Source organism: Ruegeria sp. BHSC043 (genome assembly GCF_059612985.1).
This window is the reverse complement of record NZ_JBXWRS010000004.1, coordinates 234,122-256,220: the sequence shown is the minus strand read 5'-3', so window position 1 is coordinate 256,220 and position 22,099 is coordinate 234,122. Positions and strand designations below refer to the sequence as shown.

The window sequence follows — 22,099 nt, the reverse complement described above, 5'->3', positions numbered from 1 at the left end:
TTCCCGGATGTCATATGGTGCGATGCGTGGTCTATCGATCCGATGTCTGACGATATCCAGGCGACGTGTCCATGAATGTCATGCCCCGCGTGGTCCATCGCAACGGCCGCAGCCAGTCCTGTGATCATGAGCGACATGCACATGATCAGCGCCGTTAGACGCTTCGTTGCAAATCTGTACGCGACCTTTGCCATGATTCTGAAATAGTTTCGGCTACGTATCGAGACAACTAGATTTTGCGTGAACGCGTCTGAAGGGGCGCTGTTTCATGACTGAGTTTCATGACTGATAAGTCCGCCACGCAGTCATTCGGCCAACTGGGCCTCGGTCCGAACCTGACCGAAACCGTCAGATGTCTCCTAAGAGCGGTATCCGGAAGTGCCTCTGCTCGCACGCTGGCAGACGCAGAAACCACTCCGGCTGAGTCGCCAGCTGCGCTGCAGAAAGAAAAGCTGCCGTTCGAACCGACTGCAGCGTGTTTTTTGCCCTGAGGTCCGAGTTGCGGACAAAACTGCCGGTCGCTTGTATTCAGCAATCAACGGCTTAGGCGTAGCCTTCAACGGAAGAAGTTATGATTGACTTAATTCAAGGCTACCGGCGCGTGTAGATGGCATCCTGAGTAACGCCAAACACTATCCGCCGAGGGCTGTTGGGGTTTAATTTCCTGCGCTTCGCTACATTTTTTCTGAAAGTCAGCACATTGGCGCTGCGGGCCATAGCTATGCAGCCACGAACCGCTACGGTGTCGTGGAATACCAAGAATGGTATCCATTACACAGCAGAGTCTCCATTTTTGGAAAATCGAAAAGGCACTCCCTTCCGTGTCAAACGGAAACGCTTTCAAATGTACCTTAAACCTGCAATTTGCTACATTACAGACGTGGAAAAGAGTGCATTTACAATAAGAAACCTAAAGAGAGTCTACGGCGAAGGGCCTGCGGCCGTGCACGCATTGCGCGGAGTAAATCTGGACATTCCGGAACGAGAAATCGTTGTGCTACTTGGCGCTTCAGGCAGCGGAAAATCGACCTTGCTGAACATTGTCGCGTTGATCAGCCCCACCTGAGTGGTCCAGTTTGGCTATTAATGCATAAGCGACCAATTTTCCGTCTAGTCGCCGATAATATTCCTGATCCTTTCGATGGTCGCGTTATCCACTTCGACCCCTTGCAAACGCGCCTTCACTCGATGCTTACGGCGTCCTTCTCCAGGCAGTCGTGCACCGTCCTGCGCCTCAAATGCGTCGGTTAAGCGAGAAAGAAGCGCTGCATATCTGTCGCCGGCCGTTTTCTCGGGATCAATAGCAATGAAGAATTGACCAGTCTTTGGCGGACCGCCGACGGTTCCGGAAAACGGCGAGGCGTCTATCCCGAGCGTAGCGCCTGTCATCAAAACCGCCATCGTCTCGACGAGTAGAGCCGCGCCGATCCCTTTGTAACCTCCTGATGGGGCCATCGATCCCTTCAGCCCGACCTCTGGATCAGTTGTCGGGTTGCCATCGGGGTCCAGCGCCCAACCTACCGGGATCGGCTTACCTTCGCGGGCGTGCTTCATAACTTCGCTCTTGGCGATTGTGCTGGCACTCTGATCGATCAGGATTGCCGGTTCGCGGTCGAGGCCCGGAACGGCGATCGAAAGGGGATTCGTGCCGACCACGGGTTTGGACCCACCGGATGGAGCTATCGATGCTGGCGCATTGGTGAATCCGAGTCCGACTAGCCCGGATCGCGCCAATTGCGCCGTGTGATAGCCCAGAACGCCACAATTGTAACTGTTTCGAATGGCCAGCGCCGCGATACCTTGTTCGCGCGCCAGTGGCACCAGGCGCTCGAAGCCAAGATCGATCGCAGAATGGGCGAACCCAGTCATTGCATCGACGCGGACCACTGATGGACTGGATACCTCGAGCTTTGGCTGCGCCTGACCGTCGACTTTACCGCAACCTACGTGCTCGCAGTAAATCGGGATGTAGGCCAGGCCGTGACTCGCGATCCCGTCGGCCTCGGTCGCGCTTGTGGCAACGGCAAGTGGCCGTGCATTAGCCTCCGATGTACCAGCCGCCACAAGCGCGCGAAAGCTGAGGTTCTCGATTTCAGCGAGGCTGAGTGTAGTTGTCGGCATTAGTGAAACCTCGGCTTAATCATTGTCGGACAGTCCGGCACCCGCGCCCTTGAGGCGCGACTCCTCGGTGGCCGGCGCATAAGTACGATGGGCAAAGGCCAACAGTGCCGCCCAATCATTCGCGTCGGGATCTGCGCGCAGACGGTAGCTGTATGGCTGATCAATCGTTCCTCCGATACAGATACTGGCCCCAACAGACGAACTCGGAGGCGCACCGCTCGACGACAAAAGCTCGCCGTCTGTACACAAGACCAAATCGCCAAGGACAACCTCTACGGGCTTTTCGAACTCACGGGCCAGAAGAGCGGCAAAGGGTGCCAAAAACACCGGTACAGCCACAGCCCCAAGCCGGATGTCTTTGCCGCCAAGTTCGTGGGCGCGATCTGAAATTGCCGCACCTGTCGCCAGAGGGCACAAAATGCCGCCCCTCGCGGTCCAGGGCTCGCTGCCGGTTTGAGGCAACCACCCAGCGATGTTTTGCCCGTCGATCCGCTCAAGTAGTTCAGTGAGTGCTCTGCAACCGTCAAGATCGCGCGAGCAAAGCCAGCGAGTTGCCTTCCCGGCTTCCTCCGCCAGCCCCCAGGGATAGCCCGCGCCGCGTGCCGCCCTCTTTGCGGTAGCCTCGATCTCATTCAATGACAGGTTCATACCGAGAACTCCGGAAAGACCCAGTCATCAGCATTGGTCGGCGTCAGCTCCTCGGGATACGGCGCGCCCGCGTACATGCAAATGCGCACCCAGCGGTCCGAACGCGGGTCGAAATGCGTTGCTCCGAAAAACGAAAGCTTCGCCCGCAGCATGTCGATCGGCATGACATCTGCTGCGATCGTGTTGTCGTGGATCTCGCCATAGGGCGCGATGCGGCTGATCTGGGCGCGGCGGACGGTGTGGCGATGCTCGGGGTGGTTCAGCAGGAACTCGGCAATCGGCGCATCATCACACCAGTCTTGCAGCGCGGCGAAGGCCTTGGCGGCATCTCGGGCCGGGGCCAGGGGCTGTTCGTAATCCGATACTGGTTCTTCAAAGCGCTCGCCCAGGCGCGGTTCCAGTTTTTCCTCGGACACATACCAGGCTCGGGCGCAATTCTGCGAGTTCTGCCAATCCAGTTTCAGCGCCCAGCCGAATGAAGTCTCCAAAAGCCGCCGGACCTCGCCAATCGGCATTGCGCCATCGATGCGGAACGCGGCCGCGTTGCTGTCCGCCATGCAATGCGCCAGGCCATCAACCAACTGGCCGTACGGTTCCAGAATGAGAGAGGCGACAAGCTCCTGCCCCTCCTCGCTCAACGCGCTCTCGGACCAGAGGACAAGACGGTTCCACGGCTCGGGACCGTCGAGGTTGCTGCCGTCCACGAAATCGCGCAGGCGGCCGAGGTCGCTCCGCAGATCAGAAAGTTTCGCAATCTGAAACGGATGCTCAGACCTCCACTGCGCTACAGAGATCTCTGTTCGCGCTAGCCTGTCCAGAAAGACGGCAATTTCTTCGGATGTAGCTGTGTAAATTGACCGTACGCGCGAGATCGCCTCTTCGCGGGCCATGATCCAGTTGTTGAACAGGATTGGGTGATTGACGATGAAGGGCGCCATTCCCAGTCCAGTTGAATTCCCGATTCCGAGCCGCCGGGCGATTGCTGGATCAAGATCGGCTGCCCGGTCCCCGCCTTTTGCCCGTGCCATATGCTGGACGAGGTCCCGCACGAAGATTCTGGTCAGATAGACCGACAACATCTCGGCCTGGAACGGCACCTGCATCTCGGGGCGGTCGGCGATCGCCTCGCGGTCGGCCGCGCCGAATTTGCCAGATCCGTACACGGCCGTCGTCCGCATCAGGTAGCCGACATCGTCGATCATCCCCGCGTCGGGCTGCCGTCCGGCCGCCAGGGCGTCGACGACATGCCGCCAGAGCCGGACGGAGCGGTTGGCGCGCGACAGCGACAGCTCCCTCTCGGACACGCGGCCGGCCTCTTGCAGGGGAACATTCCGCGCGAGCCGGTCGATATCCTGCGGTGTGGGAACGCCGTCGAACAAGGCGAAGGTGGCGTCCCAGGCCTCGGCAATGACCCGGTCGGACCGCAACTCGTCCGGAAGGTCATGGGCGAAGGACACCAGCGAATAGCTGCGCGTCGGGCCCGTCGCGGTATACACCGCCCGCCCGACGCCTTTTGGGTCGATATCGAAAACGGGGCGGGTGAACGTCCAGCCCTCGCCGTCCAGCCGGCGGGTGAGGATGCGCATGAAGCTCAGACGGCATTGATGAAGAGACCCCAGCCGCCTGAGCGTCATGACCCGGGCCGGGTCCCGCCGCGCGATATGGGGCGCCGTACGGGTCACGACGCCGGGCCGGGGCCGAAACTCTCGGCGAAGAAGCGGTACCAGTTCCACCCCATGATCCCTGCGACCTCGGCGTCGCTCATGCCGACCTCGCGCAGCCCGGCCTCGATAGTCCCGAAATCGCGGTTGTCCCGAAACCAGTCGGGCATTTCCGGGAAACCCGGATTGGACGCGGACCCTTCGCCGTAGTCGATCTGCTTCGTCCAGCGCCCCGTCCGCATCCACTCGACCACGCTGTCGGGCTGATCCTGGCAAAGGTCGGAACCGATCCCGAGGTGATCGGTGCCGAACCTGTCAGCCGTGCGCGCGATCATCTCGCAGAAACTTCGCAGCGTGCAGCCGGATTTGTCGCGCAGGTGATGGGGATAGAGCGAAAAGCCCAGCATGCCCCCGTTCTGCGTCACCGCACTGATGACATCGTCTTTTTTGTTTCTGAGTGCGGGCGACCACGCATGGGGGTTGGCGTGGGTGATGGCGATCGGGCGGTCCGATATCTCGGCGGCCTCGATCGTGGAGCGGTCGGCCGAATGGCTCATGTCCACGACCAGGCCGACGCGGTTCATCTCGCGGATCACCTGCCGTCCCATGCGGGTGATGCCGGTATCCTCGGCCTCGTAGCATCCGGTCGCCAGCAAGGACTGGTTGTTGTAGGTCAGCTGCATGAAGCGCGCGCCCAGCGTGTGAACGATCTCGACCAGCCCGATGTCGTCCTCGATCGGGCTGGGGTTTTGAAACCCGAAGAAGATCGCCGTCCGCCCGGTCTCGCGCGCGGTGTCTATGTCGCCGGCCCACCGCCCCTTCATGATCAGGTCGGGATGGGTTTCGAACCAACGGTTCCAGGTCTCGAAGTTCAGAACGGTTTCGCGGAAGGTCTCGTGATAGGCGATGGTGACGTGCACCGCATCGACGCCGCCTTCCCGCATCTGCCGGAAGATCTTCTCGGACCAGTTGGCGTATTGAAGACCGTCGATCCGCATCACCTCGGACTACCTGCGCTGATGTACGCGGTTTTGACCGTCGTGTAGAACTCTGCCGCAGCCCGTCCCTGTTCCCTTGGACCATAGGAACTGTCGCCGCGTCCCCCGAATGGCACATGATAGTCAGTTCCCGCCGTCGGAAGATTGACCGTAACGACGCCGGTCCGGGCATTTCGCCGGAAATGGGTAGCACGGGCGAGATCGCGAGTGACAATCCCGGATGTCAGCCCAAAATTCGTGTCGTTAACTGTCGCCAATGCCTCTTCATAGCTGTCGACCCGGATCACCGCGGTCAGCGGCGCAAACATCTCTTCCCGATTGATGCGCATAGCATTGTTTGTATTCAGAAAAACACCAGGTGACATATAGTAACCGTCGTGGGGCATATCGAGCCGTTCTCCTCCGCAGGCGAGTTCAGCCCCCTCGGATTTCCCGAGCTCGACATAAGCAAGGTTCTCCCCTAGTTGCTGGGCGCTAACGACTGGGCCCATCCGGGTGCCGTCCTCGAGTGCGTGGCCAACCTTCATGGCCTTTGCGCCGGCCACGAGCTTTTCGACGAAAGCGTCGTGAACAGAAGAATGCACAATCAGCCGGGAGGATGCCGTGCACTTCTGACCCGTCCCGCCGAACGCGCCGCCCAACGCGACCGATACAGCGAGATCAAGGTCTCCGTCGTCCATGACGGCGAGCGCGTTTTTCGAGCCCATCTCCATCTGGACCTTGGTGAGGTTTTGAATAGCCGCTGCGGCAATCCCCCTGCCGACCGGAACGGACCCGGTAAACGAAATCGCATTCACTATCGGGCTTTCGACGAGTCGTTGCCCTACTGCACGTCCCGATCCCATCAACAGTGAAAAAAGACCTTTAGGTATGTCCTGTTTTGCGATGATTTCGCTTAGAGCGACCGCTGAAGCCGGCGTGGCATTGGCGGGTTTCCAGATAACCGCGTTTCCATAGCAAAGCGCCGGCGCGATCTTCCAGGAAGCGGTCGCGGTCGGGAAGTTCCAGGGTGAGATAACGGCGACAACGCCGACCGGTTCTCGACGCACGTCGATTTCAACTCCCGCTCGAACGCTATCTGCGTTCTCGCCGATCTGGCGCAGGCACTCGGCGGCATAGTAAGTGAAGAACTGACCGGCGCGGTACACCTCGCCTTTGCCCTCCGCCAGTGGCTTGCCTTCTTCACGACTTAAAAGCGTGCCGAGTTCATCAGACCGGGCCATGAGTTCGTTGCCAATGTCCATCAGAACAGCTTGTCTGCGCTCAATCCCGACAGCGGCCCACTCCCTTTGTGCGTTCCGGGCCTGATCGAGAGCAGCGTCCATCTGATCGGGACTCGCTTGCGCGAATAAGCCGACCAGATCGCTTAGATCGGATGGGTTGCGGTTTTCGACTTCGCTCTCACCCGCAACCCACTTCCCTGCAATGAAATTTTTCTTTGCGTATGACATGCCCCGGCCCAGATGATTGATGGGCAAACATGGACCTTGCACGCCATATCAGTCAAACTTAATCTTCAGGAAGTTTGAAGCTGTGATCAAGATCGAAATGCTCCGTTGCATTGGAGCGGTGGCTCAGGCCGGTAACCTTGCCGACGCGGCCATTCGACTGGGGCGAAAGCAATCCGCCTTTTCGAAGACCCTGAAGCACTTGGAAGAACACCTTGGCCAGCCGCTTTTTGAAAGCGAGAGGAAAAACCGTCTGTCTCCGCTTGGGCACGAAGTCTTTCGCTCGCTCAGCAGCAGTTGCGTCAATTCGACGATACCATTGACGCCATTGAATCTGCCGCACAGGCACCTCCCCGCGGAAGAGGTTGAAAGGCTGATCGCCGATCTTATCAGAGCGAGATTGGAGAGACACGATGTTGCGACGCGTCTTATCCGGGATCTATCTGCATCAGAGGTTGGCGCCACATCTGCCAAACTACATGCGGTGCAAAAGACACAAGACTGTCTGGCGTTAGTCGAGCCGGCAGATATCGCGCCAGGCGATATCGTCGTTCGTATGCACGTCGAAGACATCTCGAAGCTGGTTTAGTACGATCCGGAAAAGATCGACCCGGATCAGCTCATCATCCAAGGCCCATTCCGGATGCGCAGAAGGGGCGTTGAGCTGAAACTGCATCTTGGAGATGCGCCGACTGAGATTGATAGAATGCTCGTGCGAACATCGGAAATGCACAGCGATGGATGGCGATGATCCTCGACGGCAAATCCTTTGCAGAGATTGCGGATGCGGAAGGGACTTCAAAGCGGCGGATCCAAGACGTGGTTGATCTGGCACTGCTCGCACCAGTTGTCTTGGAGGCGATTGCTGCGTGTGAGCAGCCAGATGGTCTGACCTCTGATTACCTGATCAAGTCCGGCGTTCCCGCGATATGGTCGGAACAGCGCGAAACCTTCGCGAAGCTGTAAGTCAAAACCTCGCAAAAACTACCAAACTCGTACCGCCGGAATGGCGAACAGAGACTGCGGCGATAAATCGACCGGATGTGTGCTCTGCTTGGGGTCTCGTTTTGAAATTGGCCAAACTAACAGGCTGAAGCTCAGGCACTTAATTGAGTGCAGGTTGCAGACGGCCATTTTTAGAGAAGTGTTTGGCTGGGGTGATAGGACTCCTTGCCGACCGATGAAACCTAAGAGCTTTTCCAACTAGACGCGGGAACTGGTGCGGTCGTGGGGGCATTTTACCGCTAGATCGACCGTCCACTGGCGCTGACGGCGTCCGAAGGACTGGACAGCTGACGAGGCGTTCCGGGGGCTGAAGACTGGTCTCTGGTGCTGGCGGGTGGGGGGCTGATGCATCGAATGGCTGATCTGAGCCAAAACAGGAATGCCCCTGCACTAACCGTTAGAAAGCGCTATAACAGCAAACTGAAGCCAAGAATACGGCGGAAGCTATCTATCTAGCCTAACTTCTTTGACCTGTCGCGTGAAATTAATACTAGCCCAAGAAGTGCAGTGATCAGCAGCCAAGATGAAGTAGGCAGTGGAACTGGTGCAACGAACAAGTCCCCTTGAATCGAAACCAATGACCATGTGCCGGGCCGAGAGCTTCCGATGGTATTTACGGAATCGTGATACCAATCATAAGCATTTCCATATGATGGAGTAGTGGAGCCAAAAAATCCATCTGGGGGACCGTCCAACCAAAACGCTGTACCCGTCAGGTTGCCAAATGCATTCGTTTGCATTCTGAATTCAGTTCCCGCGACGGTGTTCGTGAGATCCGCATAATTAGTAAAAAAACCCAGCACGCCTTGTACCGGTCCCTGTGGGGTAAAGCCTGACGAACCCGGAAGAAAAAAAGAAATATTGGCGTCGAACAGAGACTGACCGAGCAAATACTCGTCAAGAATAAGTGTCGCACTAAAGCCATTTTGGATAGTTGCAGTGCCATCATTGTTGTCCACTATTTGGTCCAACAATGCACCTTGATAGTGGTATGTGAAGGTTGCCGCGTTAACAGGCAGCGCCCACAAGATAACTATTGCCAGAAAGAAATGTCGCATCTCCCCCCCCCCCCCATAGGAAAATAAGTTTATGAAACAATCATCGCATCACTGTATAAGTTGCGTTAAGTATTGGAACAAATCGGTCTGAAAAGCGCGAACTCCAACCCTTAGGGTCAGAATGCATTGATTTCCGCCGCGCCGAAGACCACGGCGAACAGAAGACTGTGATGATAGACCCGACCCACTTGAAGGCACACCGCGCAGCGACCAGCATGGGCGTCAAAAAGGGGGGGTGTGGACGCCTGATTGGCCGGACCAAGGGCGGCATGAACACCAAGCTGCACGCCATTTGCGCGGAAAACCTGAATTCCGCTCCCGTCGAAACTGAGAGAACCCCTGCATCTAAATAAAGAAGCAACTGCAGGAGTTTGACCCATGAAATACCTGTCTGCCCTCGGCGTTCTCGTCGTGGGTTTTCTTTTGTAACCGGGCAGTGATCGATAAGGCAACGGTGGTTCGCCGCCGCTGCCATAACGCGCGCTGCGTCCGTCCTCAGCACCTGATTGAGGGGTCTGCGGCGGACAACAAACGCGACGATTGGGGCTTCTGGGCGAACGGGGTCGATTACGACCTGCTATAACCTGTGGCGTGGGCCTTCAACGACCTCTGAGGGCCCACCCTCAACACACGTAACCACTGGGGCATAAATGGGGGCATTTCTCGGGTATCGGTGACCCAAGCGCCTGCTGTCTTTCCATGTTCTGATGAGCTGGCTGGGGTGGTAGGATTCGAACCTACGATACACGGTACCAAAAACCGCTGCCTTACCACTTGGCTACACCCCAACGGTGAGCGGCTACTTACGATTGTTGTTGGCGGGGTTCAAGGGCTTTCGAAGAAAAAATTCGGGCGAACAAAAATTTTTTTGCACCCGTCTCATCAGGTGTGCAGCAGTGCTGCACTAACCCTGTTTTCGGCTTGGCGGTTTGGAAAGCTCGGGCTCGATCCTGAACGCCATCAATGTCCGAATGGGACAGTGTTTCATGTGGGTTTCAAGTACGCGCAGGGTTGGATCAATGGCGGTGAAATCGCGGCGGGGGTGTTGAAGATTTGCGCCAAAGACGGACTGCGTTTCGTGACATTCATGCTGTCGCCCTGCCGTCGGCATGCCAGCCTGGGAACGGCAAAGGGAAGGATCCAAATGAAGGTGCTGAGCACGCCGGACCACAGGTTCAGTGATCTGCCGGATTGCGGCTTTGTACCCAACTACCTCATGGTGGATGACACCGAAGGCAGCGAATTGCGGGTCCACTATCTGGACGAAGGGCCGAAGGCTGCGTATCCGGTACCAATGATGCACGGAGAACCATCCTGGTCGTACCTGTATCGTCACATGATCCGGCCCGTCGCCGCAGCCGGACTCCGGGTCATCGCGCCCGATCGTGCAGGCTTTGGAAAATCGGACAAACCTGTCGAGCGGACCGATTTTACCTATGCGCGCCACGTGTTTCGGTTGAGGCAGGTGTTGCGTCGCCTCGATCTGCGTGACACCACCCCGTTTCGTCAGGACTGGGGCGGGCTGATCGGGCAGCGACTGTGGGCCGAAATACCGGATCGGTTCGCGCGGATCATGGTCGCGAACGCGGCGCTGCTCACAGGCGACCAGCCTCTGTAGCGCGGCGTTCGCCGCGTAGCGCCGGTTCAGCCAGGAAACGCCTGAGTTTCGCGCCGGGCGAAATGTCCATGGCGGAGCGGTGTCCACGCTGTCCGAGGTCGAGGTCTCCGACTATGACGCGCCGTTCCCGGATGATGGCCACAAGGCGGGAGCGCATAAGTTTCCCGTGCCGGTGCCAGACCGGCCGGACGACCGGGAATCCGAGTCGAATCGCAAGGCCATGGCCGTCATCCGAAACTTACTGACGCCGGTCCTGACGGACTTTGGCGCCGAAGACCGGATATGGCCGGCGCGGACCGCGTGTTTCAGGAACTCTGTCCGAGTGCCGCAGGACAGCCGCATCTACGTCAGCCCAAAGCCGGGCATCCTCTGCAGGAGGATGTACCCGAAGCGCTTGTTAAAACCTTATTGGGTTTTGTCCGGCGCACGTCCTGATCCCGGTTATTCGCGGATTTCGTTCGGGTCCACGCCCCATAGGTTGCTTTTGGGCGCCCAGCCGCCATAGCCGCCGGCCGAAATGCGACACCAGTCAATGTTGCAACTGCCTAGGCGGGCCACCACGCCGGATTCGAATTGCGCATTGATCAGTGCGCCCGGATCGGGGCTGGCGCGCACCGGCAGCATGTCGGCTTCGACCAGGACGGTGCGAACGCCTGACAGCAGGGCATAATGCACCCAGCCTCCGGCGCCGTCGCGGTCTTGAACTTTACGCCAGTTGCCGTATTCGGCCACCACCTGCAGCGGCATGCCGCGCCGTTTGAACACCCAGTCGATCCGGTGGGTCAGCGACGGGCCGCGGCGCACGTTGGCCTCGGCGGCCTTCATCGAGACATAGCGTGGAATCGGTAGGTTGGTGACCTGGCCGCGGACCTGCTCCGCATGGGCGGAAGAAACGCCGAGACCACTGAACAGCGCCGTCACAATGCCCAGAAGCGGGCGTTTCAGCCGGAAAAAAGCGCTCACTGCCTGCTCTTACGCCTGTCGATCGTGATTCAAAAAGGTGGGGATGATGCCCCAGGGGTTCTTGTGCCCCAACTGATCCTGCGCCACGATGCCATGGCGCGCGTCGGATTGCAAAGCAGTAGGAGGGCTGAGGTGCCGAGAGAACGTCTGAGTGTTGTTGTAACGCGACGGTTGCCCAAAGTGGTGGAAACACGGCTGAGCGAGCTGTTCGATGTCAGGCTGCGGGACGATGACACGCCCATGACGCGCGACGAACTAGCGGCCGCCGTGAAAGAGGCCGACGTGCTGGTTCCAACGATCACCGACTCGATCGATGCGGGGCTTTTGGGCCAGGCCGGCGAGCGGCTGCGCCTGATTGCGAATTACGGCGCCGGGGTCGACCACATCGACGTCGCCACCGCCAGGCAGCGCGGCATTTTGGTGTCCAACACCCCCGGGGTGCTGACCGATGATACGGCCGACATGACCATGGCGCTGATTCTGGCGGTGACACGCCGCATCCCCGAGGGGCTTTCGATCATGCAGAAAGGCGACTGGGCCGGCTGGGCGCCGACCGCCTTGCTGGGCGGCCGCATCGGTGGGCGGCGTCTGGGGATCCTGGGCATGGGCCGTATCGGGCAGGCCGTCGCGCGCCGTGCCGCGGCATTCGGCATGCAGATCCATTACCACAACCGTCGTCGCCTCCGCCCAGAGATCGAACAGGAGTTGCAGGCCACCTATTGGGAAAGCCTGGACCAGATGGTGGCGCGGATGGACGTGATCTCGATCAACTGCCCTTCGACCCCGTCCACCTTTCACCTGATGAATGCGCGGCGGTTGAAGCTGATGAAACCCAGCGCGGTGATCGTGAACACGTCGCGTGGCGAGGTGCTGGATGAAAATGCGCTGACCCGGATGATCCGCGCGGGCGAGATCGCGGGCGCCGGTCTGGATGTCTATGAACACGGAACCGACGTGAACCCCCGCCTGCGTCAGCTGCCGAACGTCGTGTTGCTGCCGCATATGGGGTCGGCCACGCTGGAAGGGCGGATCGAAATGGGTGAAAAGGTCATCATCAACATCAAGACCTTCGAAGATGGGCATCGCCCGCCCGATCAGGTCGTGCCTGCGATGTTGTGAGTTTGCTCCCGGCCAGTCATCGCGCGGCCGGGATTTTTTTGGGGCCCGCTAGGCGCGGCCCACAGCAAAATTTTTTTCGGGAGGACTTCAGGATGCGTGTTTTGTTTTCTGGATTGACGCTTGCGGCGCTGGCTTTGGCCGGCCCTTCGATCTCACAGGAAGCCGCCGATGCCGTGGCCCCCGAGGCCGCCTCGGAAGGTCAGGTTCTGGCGCTGACCGAACAAGCCCTGGCCGCGCTCGAGGCCAAGGCGGCCGGTCGGCCGGTTTCGGCGCAGAACTGGATGGTGGCCGCAGCCAATCCGCTGGCGGTCGAGGCGGGCGCCAGGGTGCTGCGCAACGGAGGATCGGCGGCCGATGCCATGGTTGCAGTACAGGTGGTCTTGGGGTTGGTCGAGCCGCAATCCTCGGGGCTGGGCGGCGGCGCATTCCTGGTCTGGTATGATGCGGCCACGCAGTCTTTGACCACGCTCGACGGGCGGGAAACCGCGCCGCGTGCTGCCACGCCGACCCTGTTTCAGGACGAAAACGGCGAACCGCTGAAGTTCTTCGATGCGGTTGTAGGCGGGTTGTCGGTTGGAACGCCCGGCACACCGGCCGTTCTGGAGGACGCGCACCGGCGCTGGGGGCGCACGCCGTGGCCCGGCCTGTTCGAGGATGGCATCCGCCTGGCCGAGGAAGGCTTCGTGGTCTCGCCCCGGCTGGCCAGTCTGGTGGCCGCCGATGCCGAGCGTCTGTCGCGGTTCCCGGCCACGGCCGAGTATTTCCTGCCGGGCGGAACGCCCATTCAGCAAGGCCAGCGGCTGACCAACCCCGACTATGCCCGGACCCTGCGCATTCTGGCACGCGAGGGGTCCGCCGGTTTCTATGGCGGCGAGATCGCGGCGGATATCGTCAGCACCGTCCGAAACGCACCGGGCAACCCGGGCGTCCTGTCGGGGGTGGATCTGGCGCTGTATCAGGTGCTCGAACGCGAACCGGTCTGCGCCGAATATCGCGCCTATGAGGTCTGCGGGATGGGGCCGCCGTCCTCGGGTGCGCTGACGGTGGGGCAGATCCTGGGCCTTTTGAACGGGTTCGATCTGGCGGCGCTGGGTCCTGACAGCGCCGAGGCCTGGCGGCTGATCGGCGACGCCTCGCGCCTGGCCTTCGCGGATCGAGGCCGGTACATGGCCGACAGCGACTTTGTTCCCATGCCCACGCAGGGGTTGGTCGATCCGGACTATCTGTCGGGGCGCGCCGCATTGCTGAACGGCCCCGCGGCCCTGACCGAGGTGGCTCCGGGAATGCCCGAATTCGATCACGCCCTGAACTGGGCCGACGATGTTTCGATCGAACTGCCCTCGACCTCGCATATTTCCATCGTCGATGCGGCTGGCAACGTCCTGTCGATGACGACGACCATCGAGAACGGGTTCGGCTCGCGCCTGATGACCAACGGGTTCCTGCTGAACAACGAACTGACCGATTTTTCGTTCCGCACCCACAAGGACGGCGTACCAATCGCCAACCGGCTGGAGCCGGGCAAGCGCCCCCGGTCGTCGATGAGCCCGACCATCGTCCTGCAGGACGGTGCGCCGGTTCTGGCGATCGGATCGCCCGGCGGCAGCCGAATCATCGGCTATGTCGCCAAGTCCATCATTGCCTGGGCCGACTGGGGCATGGACGCGCAGCAGGCGGTCGCCCTGCCGCATCTGGTCAACCGCTTCGGCACCTATGACGTGGAGGCCGGGACCGAGGCCGAGGGGCTTGCCGATGCGCTGGCCGGGCTGGGGTTCGAGGTGAACGCGCGCGATCTGACATCGGGTCTGCACGCAATCGAGATCCGCGATGGGTTGCGCGGTGGCGCGGACCCCCGGCGCGAGGGCATCGCGCTGGGCGAGTGATCACGTCGCAGGGGCCGGGGATTGCCTGCCGCGCGCGGGCAATCTAGTCATTGAAACGCTTTGCGCAGAGTGGATCAGAAAAGGGGGATGCCATGGGCCGTGCAGCCACATTGGAGAGAAACGCGGCGGGGATCGAGACCGCAATCGGCATTCTCAAGCAGCGTTTCGGCGACCGTTTGCAAACCGGCGCCTCGGTGCGCGAACAGCACGGGCACACCACGACCTGGATCGAGAACCAGAGCCCGGATGCGGTGATCTTTGCCGCCTCCACCGAAGAAGTGGCCGAAATCGTTGCAACTTGCGCCGCGCACAAGGTGCCGGTCATTCCGTTCGGAACAGGCACGTCGCTGGAAGGGCATGTGAACGCGCCGGCGGGCGGAGTCTGCATTGATCTGGGCCAGATGAACCGGATTCTGGCCGTGAACGAGGGCGATCTGGACTGCATCGTCCAGCCCGGTGTCACGCGCGAGCAGTTGAACACCCACCTGCGTGACAAGGGGCTGTTCTTTCCAATCGACCCCGGCGCGAATGCCTCGCTGGGTGGCATGGCCGCAACGCGGGCATCCGGCACCAACGCGGTGCGCTACGGGACGATGAAGGACAATGTCCTGAGCCTGGAAGCCGTCATGCCCGACGGCCGGATCATCCGCACCGGCCACCGCGCAAAAAAAACCTCGGCCGGGTATGATCTGACCCGGCTGCTGATCGGCGCCGAAGGCACGCTGGGGGTGATCACCCAGTTGACCTTGCGCCTGCATGGCATCCCCGAGGCGATCAGCTCGGCACGGTGTTCCTTTCCGTCCGTCGATGCGGCCTGCCAGGCGGTGATGGCCACCATCCAATACGGTGTGCCGGTGGCGCGGATCGAACTTCTGGACCAACTGTCCGTCAGGGCCGCCAATGCCTATTCCGGCCTCGATCTGCCCGAGACGCCGCTGCTGCTGCTCGAGTTCCACGGCTCAGACGCGGGCGCCGCCGAACAGGCCGAGACTTTCGGCGACATCGCCGACGAATTCGGTGGGACCGGGTTCGCGGCAACCGCGACCGTGGAAGAGCGCAACAAGCTATGGCAGGCGCGGCACGACATGTACTGGGCCTCGTTGCAGCTGCGGCCGGGCGCGCGCGGGATCTCGACCGATGTCTGCGTGCCGATTTCGCGCCTGGCGGAATGCGTGACCGCGGCTCAGGACAAGGCGGCAGAGCTTGGCCTGTTGGCGCCTGTCGTCGGTCACGTCGGCGACGGCAATTTCCATACGCTGCTGCTGATCGACATGGACAACCCGGACGAGGTCGCCAAGGCCGAGGACTTCGTCGGCTGGCTGAACGATCTGGCCATCTCGATGGAGGGAACCTGCACGGGCGAACACGGGATCGGGCAGGGCAAGAAGCCTTACCTGACGCGGGAACTCGGGCCGGCCGTCGATTACATGCGGGCGATCAAGGCCGCGCTGGATCCGCACAACATCATGAACCCGGGCAAGATCGTCTGATCTGAACCGGATGGTGGGTCTTGGCAAAGGCAGTCGGGAACAGGTGAAAGAGGCGCGGCGCTTCATCCGCCGTTGGGTCCCCGAACCACCCGTTTTGCCGAGCATTCTCCGGCGCTGAGGGCGCGCAGGTCGGTTTTGTACCGTTTTGCGTCGGATGGACTTGGCGGTTTGCCATGCGCTTGGGCATAAACCTTGCCAAACAGACTCAATCCGGAGAGCGGGCACATGAAAACCCAAGTCAAAGCATTGATCGTTGGCGGCGGCGCCATCGGCACATCGATTGCCTATCACCTGGCCAAGGCGGGCTGGGACGATGTCATGCTGATCGAACGGGACGAACTGACTGCGGGGTCCACCTGGCACGCGGCGGGTCTGCTGCCGCTCTTCAACATGTCCTACGCGACGACCCACATCCACAAATACTCGGTGGATTTCTATAAGACGCTCGAGGCGGAAACGGGCCTGAATGCGGGCTTCTCGGTGGTGGGCAACCTGCGCATGGCCCAGACGCAGGAGCGTATGGACGAATACATGCTGTATGCCTCGACCGCCGAAACCTGCGGTGTGCCCTACGAATGGCTGAGCCCGGCCCAGATCAAGGAGCGGTGGCCGCTGGTGCGGACCGATGATCTGGTCGGCGCGATCTATCATCCGACCGACGGCTACATCAACCCGGCCGACGTGACCATGGCGATGGCCAAGGGCGCCCGTCAGCGCGGCGTTATGATCGAGCGCAAGTGGCAGGCCGATGCCTTTGAATGGAAAGGCGACCACTGGGACGTGACCCTGACCAAGATGGTCGAGAAGGGCGGCAACCTGGTGCCGTCAGACGAGCAGATCGTCGTCTCGGCCGAGCATGTGGTGACCGCCTCGGGCAACCACGCGCAGCGCACGGCGCGGATGCTGGGGATCAAGATCCCCGCGATCCCGGTCGAGCATCAGTTCATCGTCACCGAACCCGACGCCGAGCTGGTCAAGTTCCGCGAGGCCGGCAACCCCGAGCATCCGGTTCTGCGCGACGCCGACGCCAAGTGGTATGTGCGCGAGGAACGCGGCGGCTGGATCCTGGGCCCCTACGAGCGCAACGCGCCGGCCCGTTTCGAATATGGCGTGCCCGACAGCTTCCGCGCCGACCTCTTCCCGCTGGATCTCGAGCGGATCGAAGAGGAATACATGAGCATGATCCACCGGATTCCGTCCACGGAAACGGTTGGCCTCAAGGACGATTTCAACGGCCCGATCTGCTATACCCCCGATGGCAACCCGCTGGTCGGCCCCGCGCCGGGTCTGCGCAACATGTGGCTGGCCGAGGGCTTCTCGTTCGGTATCACTGCCGCCGGCGGCACCGGTTATTACCTGGCGCAGTTGATGGTCGAGGGCGAGGCCGAGATCGACATGGCCTCGCTGGACCCGAAACGCTACTCCAGCAACTGGATGACCACCGAGTTCGCCGCGCGCAAGAACGAGGAATGCTACGAGCACGTCTACATCCTGCACCACCCGGACGAAGAGCGCGAGGCCTGCCGCCCGCTGCGCACCGCCCCGGCCTATGACCGCCAGAAGGCGCGCGGCGCGCAGTTCGGCTGGGTCAACGGCTGGGAGCGTCCGAACTACTTTGGCCCGCTGGATGCGCCCGAGAATTTCGACCACGACGCCCGCAGCTTCCGCCGCGGCGGCTGGTGGCAATATGCCGTGGAAGAGGCCAAGGCGATCCGCAACGGCGTCGGCCTGATCGACGCCACCGCCTTTACCAAGCACATCGTCAAAGGACCGGGCGCCACGCAGTTCCTCGACTGGTTCACCTGTAACAAGCTGCCCAAGGTCGGGCGCATCAACCTGACCTATGCCCTGACCGATCACGGCACCACCCGCACAGAGTACACCATCGTGCGCCTGAAAGAGCACGAGTATTACCTCGTCTCGGCCGGTGCCTGGACCGAGTATGACGCCGACTTCCTGCGCAAGGCGGCCGAGGACAAGATGGCCGAGTTCGGCTATATCGAGATCCAGGACGTGACCACCCAGTGGGGCGTCTTTGCCATCGCCGGGCCCAAGTCGCGCGACGTGCTGAAAGAGGTCATCAAGGACGCCGAGCCCGAAACCGCCCTGTCGAACAAGCGCTTCCCGTGGCTGTCGGCCCGCCGGATCGAACTGGGCATGTGCCCGGTCAACGCGATCCGCGTGGCCTATACCGGCGAGCTGGGCTGGGAACTGCACCACCCGATCGAGATGCAGAACTACCTGTTCAACCTGCTGGAGAAAGCCGGAGAGAAGCACGGCATGAAGCTGGTCGGCGCCCGCGCCCAGAACTGGCTGCGGCAGGAGAAATCCTATCGCGCCTTCGGCACCGAACTGGGCCGCGACGCTACCCCGCTCGAGGCCGACCTGCCGCGTTTCGTCGATCTGAACAAAGAATTCCACGGCAAGGACAAGCTGATCGAGACCGGCGTGCGGGTGAAATGCTGCACCCTGCTTATCGACGGGCCCGAGGATGCCGACCCGTGGGGCCGCGAGGCGCTCTATACGCCCGAAGGCGAGCGTGTGGGCCGTCTGACCTCGGGTGGTTATTCGGTGGCCTTCGAGAAATCGATCGGCATGGGCTACGTCAAGCCCGAGCTGGCCGTGGAGGGCACCAAGCTGAAGGTCAAGATGTTCGACAAGCTGTGGGATGCGGTCGTGACCTGCGACAGCCCCTACGACCCGAAGAACGAAACCATCCGCAAGGACGGCTGATTGCTCCCCCTGTCAGGCGGCGCGCCCTGAATGCGCCGCCTGCGGCGGCCCATGCCTCCGGCGGAGGTATTTTCAAACAGAAGAAGCAGCCGGATCGAGAAATGATCCAGCCCCCCGCCTGTGGCAGGGGGCCTTCTCCTGTTGCGGTCATCGGCGCCTCCGCCTGTACCGCATCTCCAGACTTTCAGAGAATGGTAAACAAAACCCTTCTTCTGTTCAAAAATACCTCCGCCGGAGGCAAGCCTGCCTTGGCAGGCTTTCCCGGTGGGGCACCTGGCTCAGTCCGAGGTCAGTTCATCGAAACATTCCAGCGCCTTGGCCGCATACATCATTGACGGCCCGCCGCCCATCTGGATGCTCATCGCCAAAACATCCGCGACCTCTTCGCGGGTTGCGCCCGCCTTGATCAGGGCTTCGACATGCAGAGAGATACAGGGCTCGCACCGCACCGCGACCGAGATGCCGAGGGCGACGAATTCCTTGGTCTTGTAGTCAAGCGTTCCGCCTTCCTTGACGGACTTGCTCAACGCGCCGAAGGCGCGGGCCGTGTCGGGGACCGCGCCGTTCAGGTTTCTCAGCCCCGATCGTGTGGCAGAGAGTTTTTCTTTCCAGCTCATGTGTAGCTACCCTTTTGAAACATATCGTTGTTGGCATGTGTATAGGGTTTTGGAGCTGTCTCCTTGATCTCGATCAGGTCGCCGGTTTTTCGGCGACTAGGGCCAGATTGTTTGCAGGCATCTCCAAGACCTGCACCAGTTCCAGCCCTGCGTCCTGCATCAGGTCGATCGTGTCGAAATCGTCCTTGTAGCCGATTTCGGGATCCTGCGCGGTCAGGGTGGCGTGGAATCTGGCATCGCCTTCGCTGGTCAGTTCCCCGGCCCGCATGAACGGGCCATAGAGGACGAAACGCCCGCCCGGGGCAAGGGCGCAGGCGGTCTCGGCGATGATGGTCTCTGCCTCGGGCTGGCTGATGAGGTGCAGCAGGTTGATCAGCACGATCAGATCCTGCCCACCGTGCCGGTCCGCCCAGCCACGCTCGGTCGCCTCCAGCGCGATGGCCGGGGCCACGTTCGGCAGGTCGCTTGCATAGTCGTCGATGCTGGCGCGCCGCGCGGCGTCGATCTCGGTCGGCTGCCATTCGAGCCCGGGCAGCCGCTCGGCAAACGCAGCGACATGCTGACCGGTGCCGCTGGCCAGCTCCAGCGCGCGGCCTCGGTCGGGGGCGACCTCGGATAGCAGAGCGCACAGGTGTGCGACGTTCCTGCTGGCAGCCGGGGCGACCAGCCGGGCGCCATCGCCCGGAGTGGCGACGCTTGCGCACGGGGGAAGGGGGCGCCGGGTCATGATCGCAGTCGCGCTGGGGACAGCGCCGTGACGATCTCGGGCGGCAGCTCGGGCGGCAGGCCCAGCGCCAGGTCGGCGACCAGCCGCGCTGCCGCAGGTGCGGTCTGAAACCCATAGCCACCCTGCGCGGCCGACCAGACAAAGCTGGCATCCGCCGGATCCGGACCCAGAACCAGCGTGCCGTCGGGCGCAAAGCTGCGCAGACCGGCCCAATTGGTTTCCACCCGCACAACCGGGCAGATGACCATTTCCTCGTAACGCGCCAACCCTTCGGCCAGCACCATGTCATCGGCCCAGGCGTCCTGTGGGGCAACGGGGTCGGCGTCGGCCGGGGACACCAGCAGCTTGCCGGCGTCGGGCTTGGCATACCAGGTCTCGCCCGTGCCCAGCATCATTGGCCAGTGGCGCAGGTCATGGCCGCCGGGCGCGGGCAGGCGCGCCATCGAGCGACGCCGCGGCGTGATCCCGATCGGGTCGATCCCTGCCATCGTTGCCACCTCATCCACCCATGCGCCTGCCGCGTTGACGATGGTCCGGGCTTCGAATTCCTGCTCTGCCGTCACGATCCAGTGTCCGGCCTTGCGGATACCTGTCACCGCCTGCCCGGTCAGGACCGTCCCGCAATTGGCGCGGATCGTGCGGGCGAAATCCTGCAGGACGAGGTCGGTGTCGATGTCATGGGCGGCCTCGCTAAGCGCGGCGCGGGTCACCGTTTCAGGGTTCAGAATAGGGACATGCGCCAGTGCCTCTGAAATCGGGATTTCCGTCATGTTCAATTCGGCCACGTCCAGGGCGAACTGTTCGGCCTGATTCTGCTTGGCCAACAGCATCAGACTGCGCGGCGTCAGGTATCCGCTGTCGGAAAAGAACCCGGCACTGGCCCTGTTCAATGCAACCACCGAAGCGGGGCCATACCCCTCCTCGAATAGCGCGGCCGAGCGCCCCGAGGCGTGGTAGCCTAACGCGTCTTCGGCCTCGAGAACGGTGACCGAGCCGTGTTCCGACAGGCGGGCGCCTGCACTCAGCCCCGCGACGCCGCCGCCGATGACCAGAAAGTCGATCATGTGGCCTCCTCGAGCCTGTCGGTGGCGGGTGGCGGCGATACGCTGAGCGCGGTGATGCGGGCATAAAGATCGGGGGACATTTCGAAGGTCAGCGCGGCCAGCGACGGGTCCAGTTGTTCGCGGCTGCGCGCCGAAATGATGGGGGTCGGCGCATAGGGGCTGGCGGAGACCCAGGCCACCGCCAACGTCGCCGGATCGACCCCGGTTTCGGCCGCCAGATCGGCCAACCGGGTCGCGGTTTCGGCCATCCAGTCGGCCCCGTAGCGGCTGGCATAGCGTTCATCTTCGGCCAGCCGCCCGCCGCCGCCGCGCGCATACTTGCCGGTCAGCAGACCGCCGCCCAGAGGAGAATAGGAAAACACAGCGATTCCCTGATCGGAACACATGGGCAGGATCTCGACCTCGGCCTGACGCTTGACGAGGTTGTACATCGGCTGCAGCGCGTCGATCGTCAGATCGAACTGCGCGGCGATCTGTGCGGCTTTCATCACCTGCCAGGCGGCAAAGTTGGACAGGCCCACATAGCGGATCTTGCCGGCCTGTTTCAGGCGGGCGAAACACTCCATCGTCTCGGCCAGATCGGTTCCGGGGTCGAACCGGTGCAGGTACAGCAGGTCGATCACGTCCTGCCCCAGTCGGGCGCGAGAAATGTCAAACTGGCTTTCGATATTCGCCGCCCCCGCGCCACCGGTGTACCCGACCTTGGTCGCAATCAGCAGATCGTCGCGCTCGGGCGCGATCATCTGGCCCAGCAAGGTTTCCGAGGCGCCATCGGTGTAGACATATGCCGTGTCGAAATGCGCGATCCCTGCGGCCCGGCAGGCATCATACATCGCTCGGCTCTGGTCCGCATCGGCGCGGCCGCCGAATTGCATCGTGCCGAAGGCAAATCCGCGCAAGGGTGCGCCGTTCAGGGTGGTAAGGTACTGGGTCATGTCTGCGTCCG

Annotated in this window: 20 protein-coding genes, 1 tRNA gene and 1 pseudogene; 9 read left to right on the top strand and 13 right to left on the bottom strand. The window is 61.5% G+C overall.

Annotated elements, in window-relative coordinates:
* The first annotated feature begins 649 nt into the window (after nucleotides 1-649).
* Nucleotides 650-1,066 carry an ATP-binding cassette domain-containing protein gene (locus AC2FMM_RS09765; protein ID WP_496796446.1) on the top strand — a complete coding sequence of 139 codons (417 nt, stop codon included), beginning with the start codon at nucleotides 650-652 and terminating at the stop codon, nucleotides 1,064-1,066.
* A 44-nt stretch (nucleotides 1,067-1,110) separates the two neighbouring features.
* Here the strand turns inward: AC2FMM_RS09765 and AC2FMM_RS09760 are convergent, their stop codons facing one another.
* From AC2FMM_RS09760 to AC2FMM_RS09740, 5 genes are read right to left on the bottom strand one after another with little or no spacing between them, the layout of a single operon-like run.
* Entirely contained in the window at nucleotides 1,111-2,121 is a 1,011-nt protein-coding gene (locus AC2FMM_RS09760; protein ID WP_496796445.1) for an Ldh family oxidoreductase, read from the bottom strand.
* Nucleotides 2,122-2,136: 15 nt separating this feature from the next.
* Nucleotides 2,137-2,769, bottom strand: a complete 633-nt coding sequence (locus AC2FMM_RS09755; protein ID WP_496687284.1) for a DUF3726 domain-containing protein — start codon at nucleotides 2,767-2,769, stop codon at nucleotides 2,137-2,139.
* Entirely contained in the window at nucleotides 2,766-4,403 is a 1,638-nt protein-coding gene (locus AC2FMM_RS09750) for a hypothetical protein (RefSeq protein ID WP_496796470.1), read from the bottom strand. The genes AC2FMM_RS09755 and AC2FMM_RS09750 overlap by 4 nt, the downstream gene beginning before the upstream one ends.
* Nucleotides 4,404-4,447: 44 nt before the next feature.
* On the bottom strand, nucleotides 4,448-5,428 hold the full coding sequence (locus AC2FMM_RS09745; RefSeq protein WP_496687286.1) for a membrane dipeptidase: 981 nt from the start codon (nucleotides 5,426-5,428) through the stop codon (nucleotides 4,448-4,450).
* Complete coding sequence (locus AC2FMM_RS09740; protein ID WP_496796444.1) at nucleotides 5,428-6,879, bottom strand: aldehyde dehydrogenase family protein; 1,452 nt, start codon at nucleotides 6,877-6,879, stop codon at nucleotides 5,428-5,430. The genes AC2FMM_RS09745 and AC2FMM_RS09740 overlap by 1 nt, the downstream gene beginning before the upstream one ends.
* A 19-nt stretch (nucleotides 6,880-6,898) precedes the next feature.
* Here AC2FMM_RS09740 and AC2FMM_RS09735 point away from each other — a divergent pair, with 19 nt between their 5' ends.
* Entirely contained in the window at nucleotides 6,899-7,465 is a 567-nt protein-coding gene (locus AC2FMM_RS09735) for a helix-turn-helix domain-containing protein (protein WP_496796443.1), read from the top strand.
* On the opposite strand, the gene AC2FMM_RS09730 is transcribed toward AC2FMM_RS09735, so the two are convergent.
* Nucleotides 7,388-7,552, bottom strand: a complete 165-nt coding sequence (locus AC2FMM_RS09730) for a hypothetical protein (protein WP_496796472.1) — start codon at nucleotides 7,550-7,552, stop codon at nucleotides 7,388-7,390. The genes AC2FMM_RS09735 and AC2FMM_RS09730 overlap by 78 nt on opposite strands.
* Before the next feature lie 65 nt (nucleotides 7,553-7,617).
* Between AC2FMM_RS09730 and AC2FMM_RS09725 the strand changes: the two genes are divergently transcribed.
* On the top strand, nucleotides 7,618-7,842 hold the full coding sequence (locus tag AC2FMM_RS09725) for a hypothetical protein (RefSeq protein WP_496687290.1): 225 nt from the start codon (nucleotides 7,618-7,620) through the stop codon (nucleotides 7,840-7,842).
* A gap of 491 nt (nucleotides 7,843-8,333) precedes the next feature.
* Here the strand turns inward: AC2FMM_RS09725 and AC2FMM_RS09720 are convergent, their stop codons facing one another.
* On the bottom strand, nucleotides 8,334-8,939 hold the full coding sequence (locus AC2FMM_RS09720; RefSeq protein ID WP_496796442.1) for a hypothetical protein: 606 nt from the start codon (nucleotides 8,937-8,939) through the stop codon (nucleotides 8,334-8,336).
* 155 nt (nucleotides 8,940-9,094) lie between these two features.
* On the opposite strand from AC2FMM_RS09720, the pseudogene AC2FMM_RS09715 reads away from it, so the two are divergent.
* Nucleotides 9,095-9,232, top strand: a pseudogene (locus AC2FMM_RS09715) (IS5/IS1182 family transposase); the annotation flags it as partial.
* A gap of 420 nt (nucleotides 9,233-9,652) precedes the next feature.
* On the opposite strand, the gene AC2FMM_RS09710 reads toward AC2FMM_RS09715, so the two are convergent.
* Nucleotides 9,653-9,727 (bottom strand) — tRNA-Gln (locus AC2FMM_RS09710).
* Between the two features lie 191 nt (nucleotides 9,728-9,918).
* Here AC2FMM_RS09710 and AC2FMM_RS09705 point away from each other — a divergent pair.
* On the top strand, nucleotides 9,919-10,557 hold the full coding sequence (locus AC2FMM_RS09705) for an alpha/beta fold hydrolase (RefSeq protein ID WP_496796441.1): 639 nt from the start codon (nucleotides 9,919-9,921) through the stop codon (nucleotides 10,555-10,557).
* A 441-nt stretch (nucleotides 10,558-10,998) separates the two neighbouring features.
* Here the strand turns inward: AC2FMM_RS09705 and AC2FMM_RS09700 are convergent, their stop codons facing one another.
* Entirely contained in the window at nucleotides 10,999-11,487 is a 489-nt protein-coding gene (locus AC2FMM_RS09700; RefSeq protein ID WP_496687414.1) for an SH3 domain-containing protein, read from the bottom strand.
* 165 nt (nucleotides 11,488-11,652) lie between these two features.
* On the opposite strand from AC2FMM_RS09700, the gene AC2FMM_RS09695 reads away from it, so the two are divergent.
* From AC2FMM_RS09695 to AC2FMM_RS09680, 4 genes are all read left to right on the top strand, one after another.
* On the top strand, nucleotides 11,653-12,639 hold the full coding sequence (locus AC2FMM_RS09695) for a 2-hydroxyacid dehydrogenase (protein ID WP_496796440.1): 987 nt from the start codon (nucleotides 11,653-11,655) through the stop codon (nucleotides 12,637-12,639).
* 92 nt (nucleotides 12,640-12,731) lie between these two features.
* On the top strand, nucleotides 12,732-14,522 hold the full coding sequence (gene ggt / locus AC2FMM_RS09690; RefSeq protein WP_496796439.1) for a gamma-glutamyltransferase: 1,791 nt from the start codon (nucleotides 12,732-12,734) through the stop codon (nucleotides 14,520-14,522).
* Between the two features lie 92 nt (nucleotides 14,523-14,614).
* A complete protein-coding gene (locus AC2FMM_RS09685) occupies nucleotides 14,615-16,012 on the top strand; it encodes an FAD-binding oxidoreductase (RefSeq protein WP_496796438.1) in 1,398 nt (465 codons plus the stop codon).
* 225 nt (nucleotides 16,013-16,237) lie between these two features.
* Nucleotides 16,238-18,745, top strand: a complete 2,508-nt coding sequence (locus AC2FMM_RS09680; protein ID WP_496796437.1) for a GcvT family protein — start codon at nucleotides 16,238-16,240, stop codon at nucleotides 18,743-18,745.
* A 278-nt stretch (nucleotides 18,746-19,023) separates the two neighbouring features.
* On the opposite strand, the gene AC2FMM_RS09675 is transcribed toward AC2FMM_RS09680, so the two are convergent.
* The 4 genes from AC2FMM_RS09675 to AC2FMM_RS09660 all read right to left on the bottom strand — a co-directional run bounded on the left by AC2FMM_RS09675 (nucleotide 19,024) and on the right by AC2FMM_RS09660 (nucleotide 22,088).
* Nucleotides 19,024-19,362, bottom strand: a complete 339-nt coding sequence (locus AC2FMM_RS09675; RefSeq protein WP_496687299.1) for a carboxymuconolactone decarboxylase family protein — start codon at nucleotides 19,360-19,362, stop codon at nucleotides 19,024-19,026.
* A 73-nt stretch (nucleotides 19,363-19,435) separates the two neighbouring features.
* Nucleotides 19,436-20,089 (bottom strand): DUF938 domain-containing protein, encoded by a 654-nt coding sequence (locus AC2FMM_RS09670; RefSeq protein WP_496796436.1) that lies wholly within the window; start codon nucleotides 20,087-20,089, stop codon nucleotides 19,436-19,438.
* Nucleotides 20,086-21,153 (bottom strand): NAD(P)/FAD-dependent oxidoreductase, encoded by a 1,068-nt coding sequence (locus tag AC2FMM_RS09665; RefSeq protein ID WP_496796435.1) that lies wholly within the window; start codon nucleotides 21,151-21,153, stop codon nucleotides 20,086-20,088. The genes AC2FMM_RS09670 and AC2FMM_RS09665 overlap by 4 nt, the downstream gene beginning before the upstream one ends.
* Entirely contained in the window at nucleotides 21,150-22,088 is a 939-nt protein-coding gene (locus AC2FMM_RS09660; protein WP_496743010.1) for an aldo/keto reductase, read from the bottom strand. Before AC2FMM_RS09660 ends, AC2FMM_RS09665 begins: the two co-directional genes overlap by 4 nt.
* Nucleotides 22,089-22,099 lie beyond the last annotated feature (11 nt).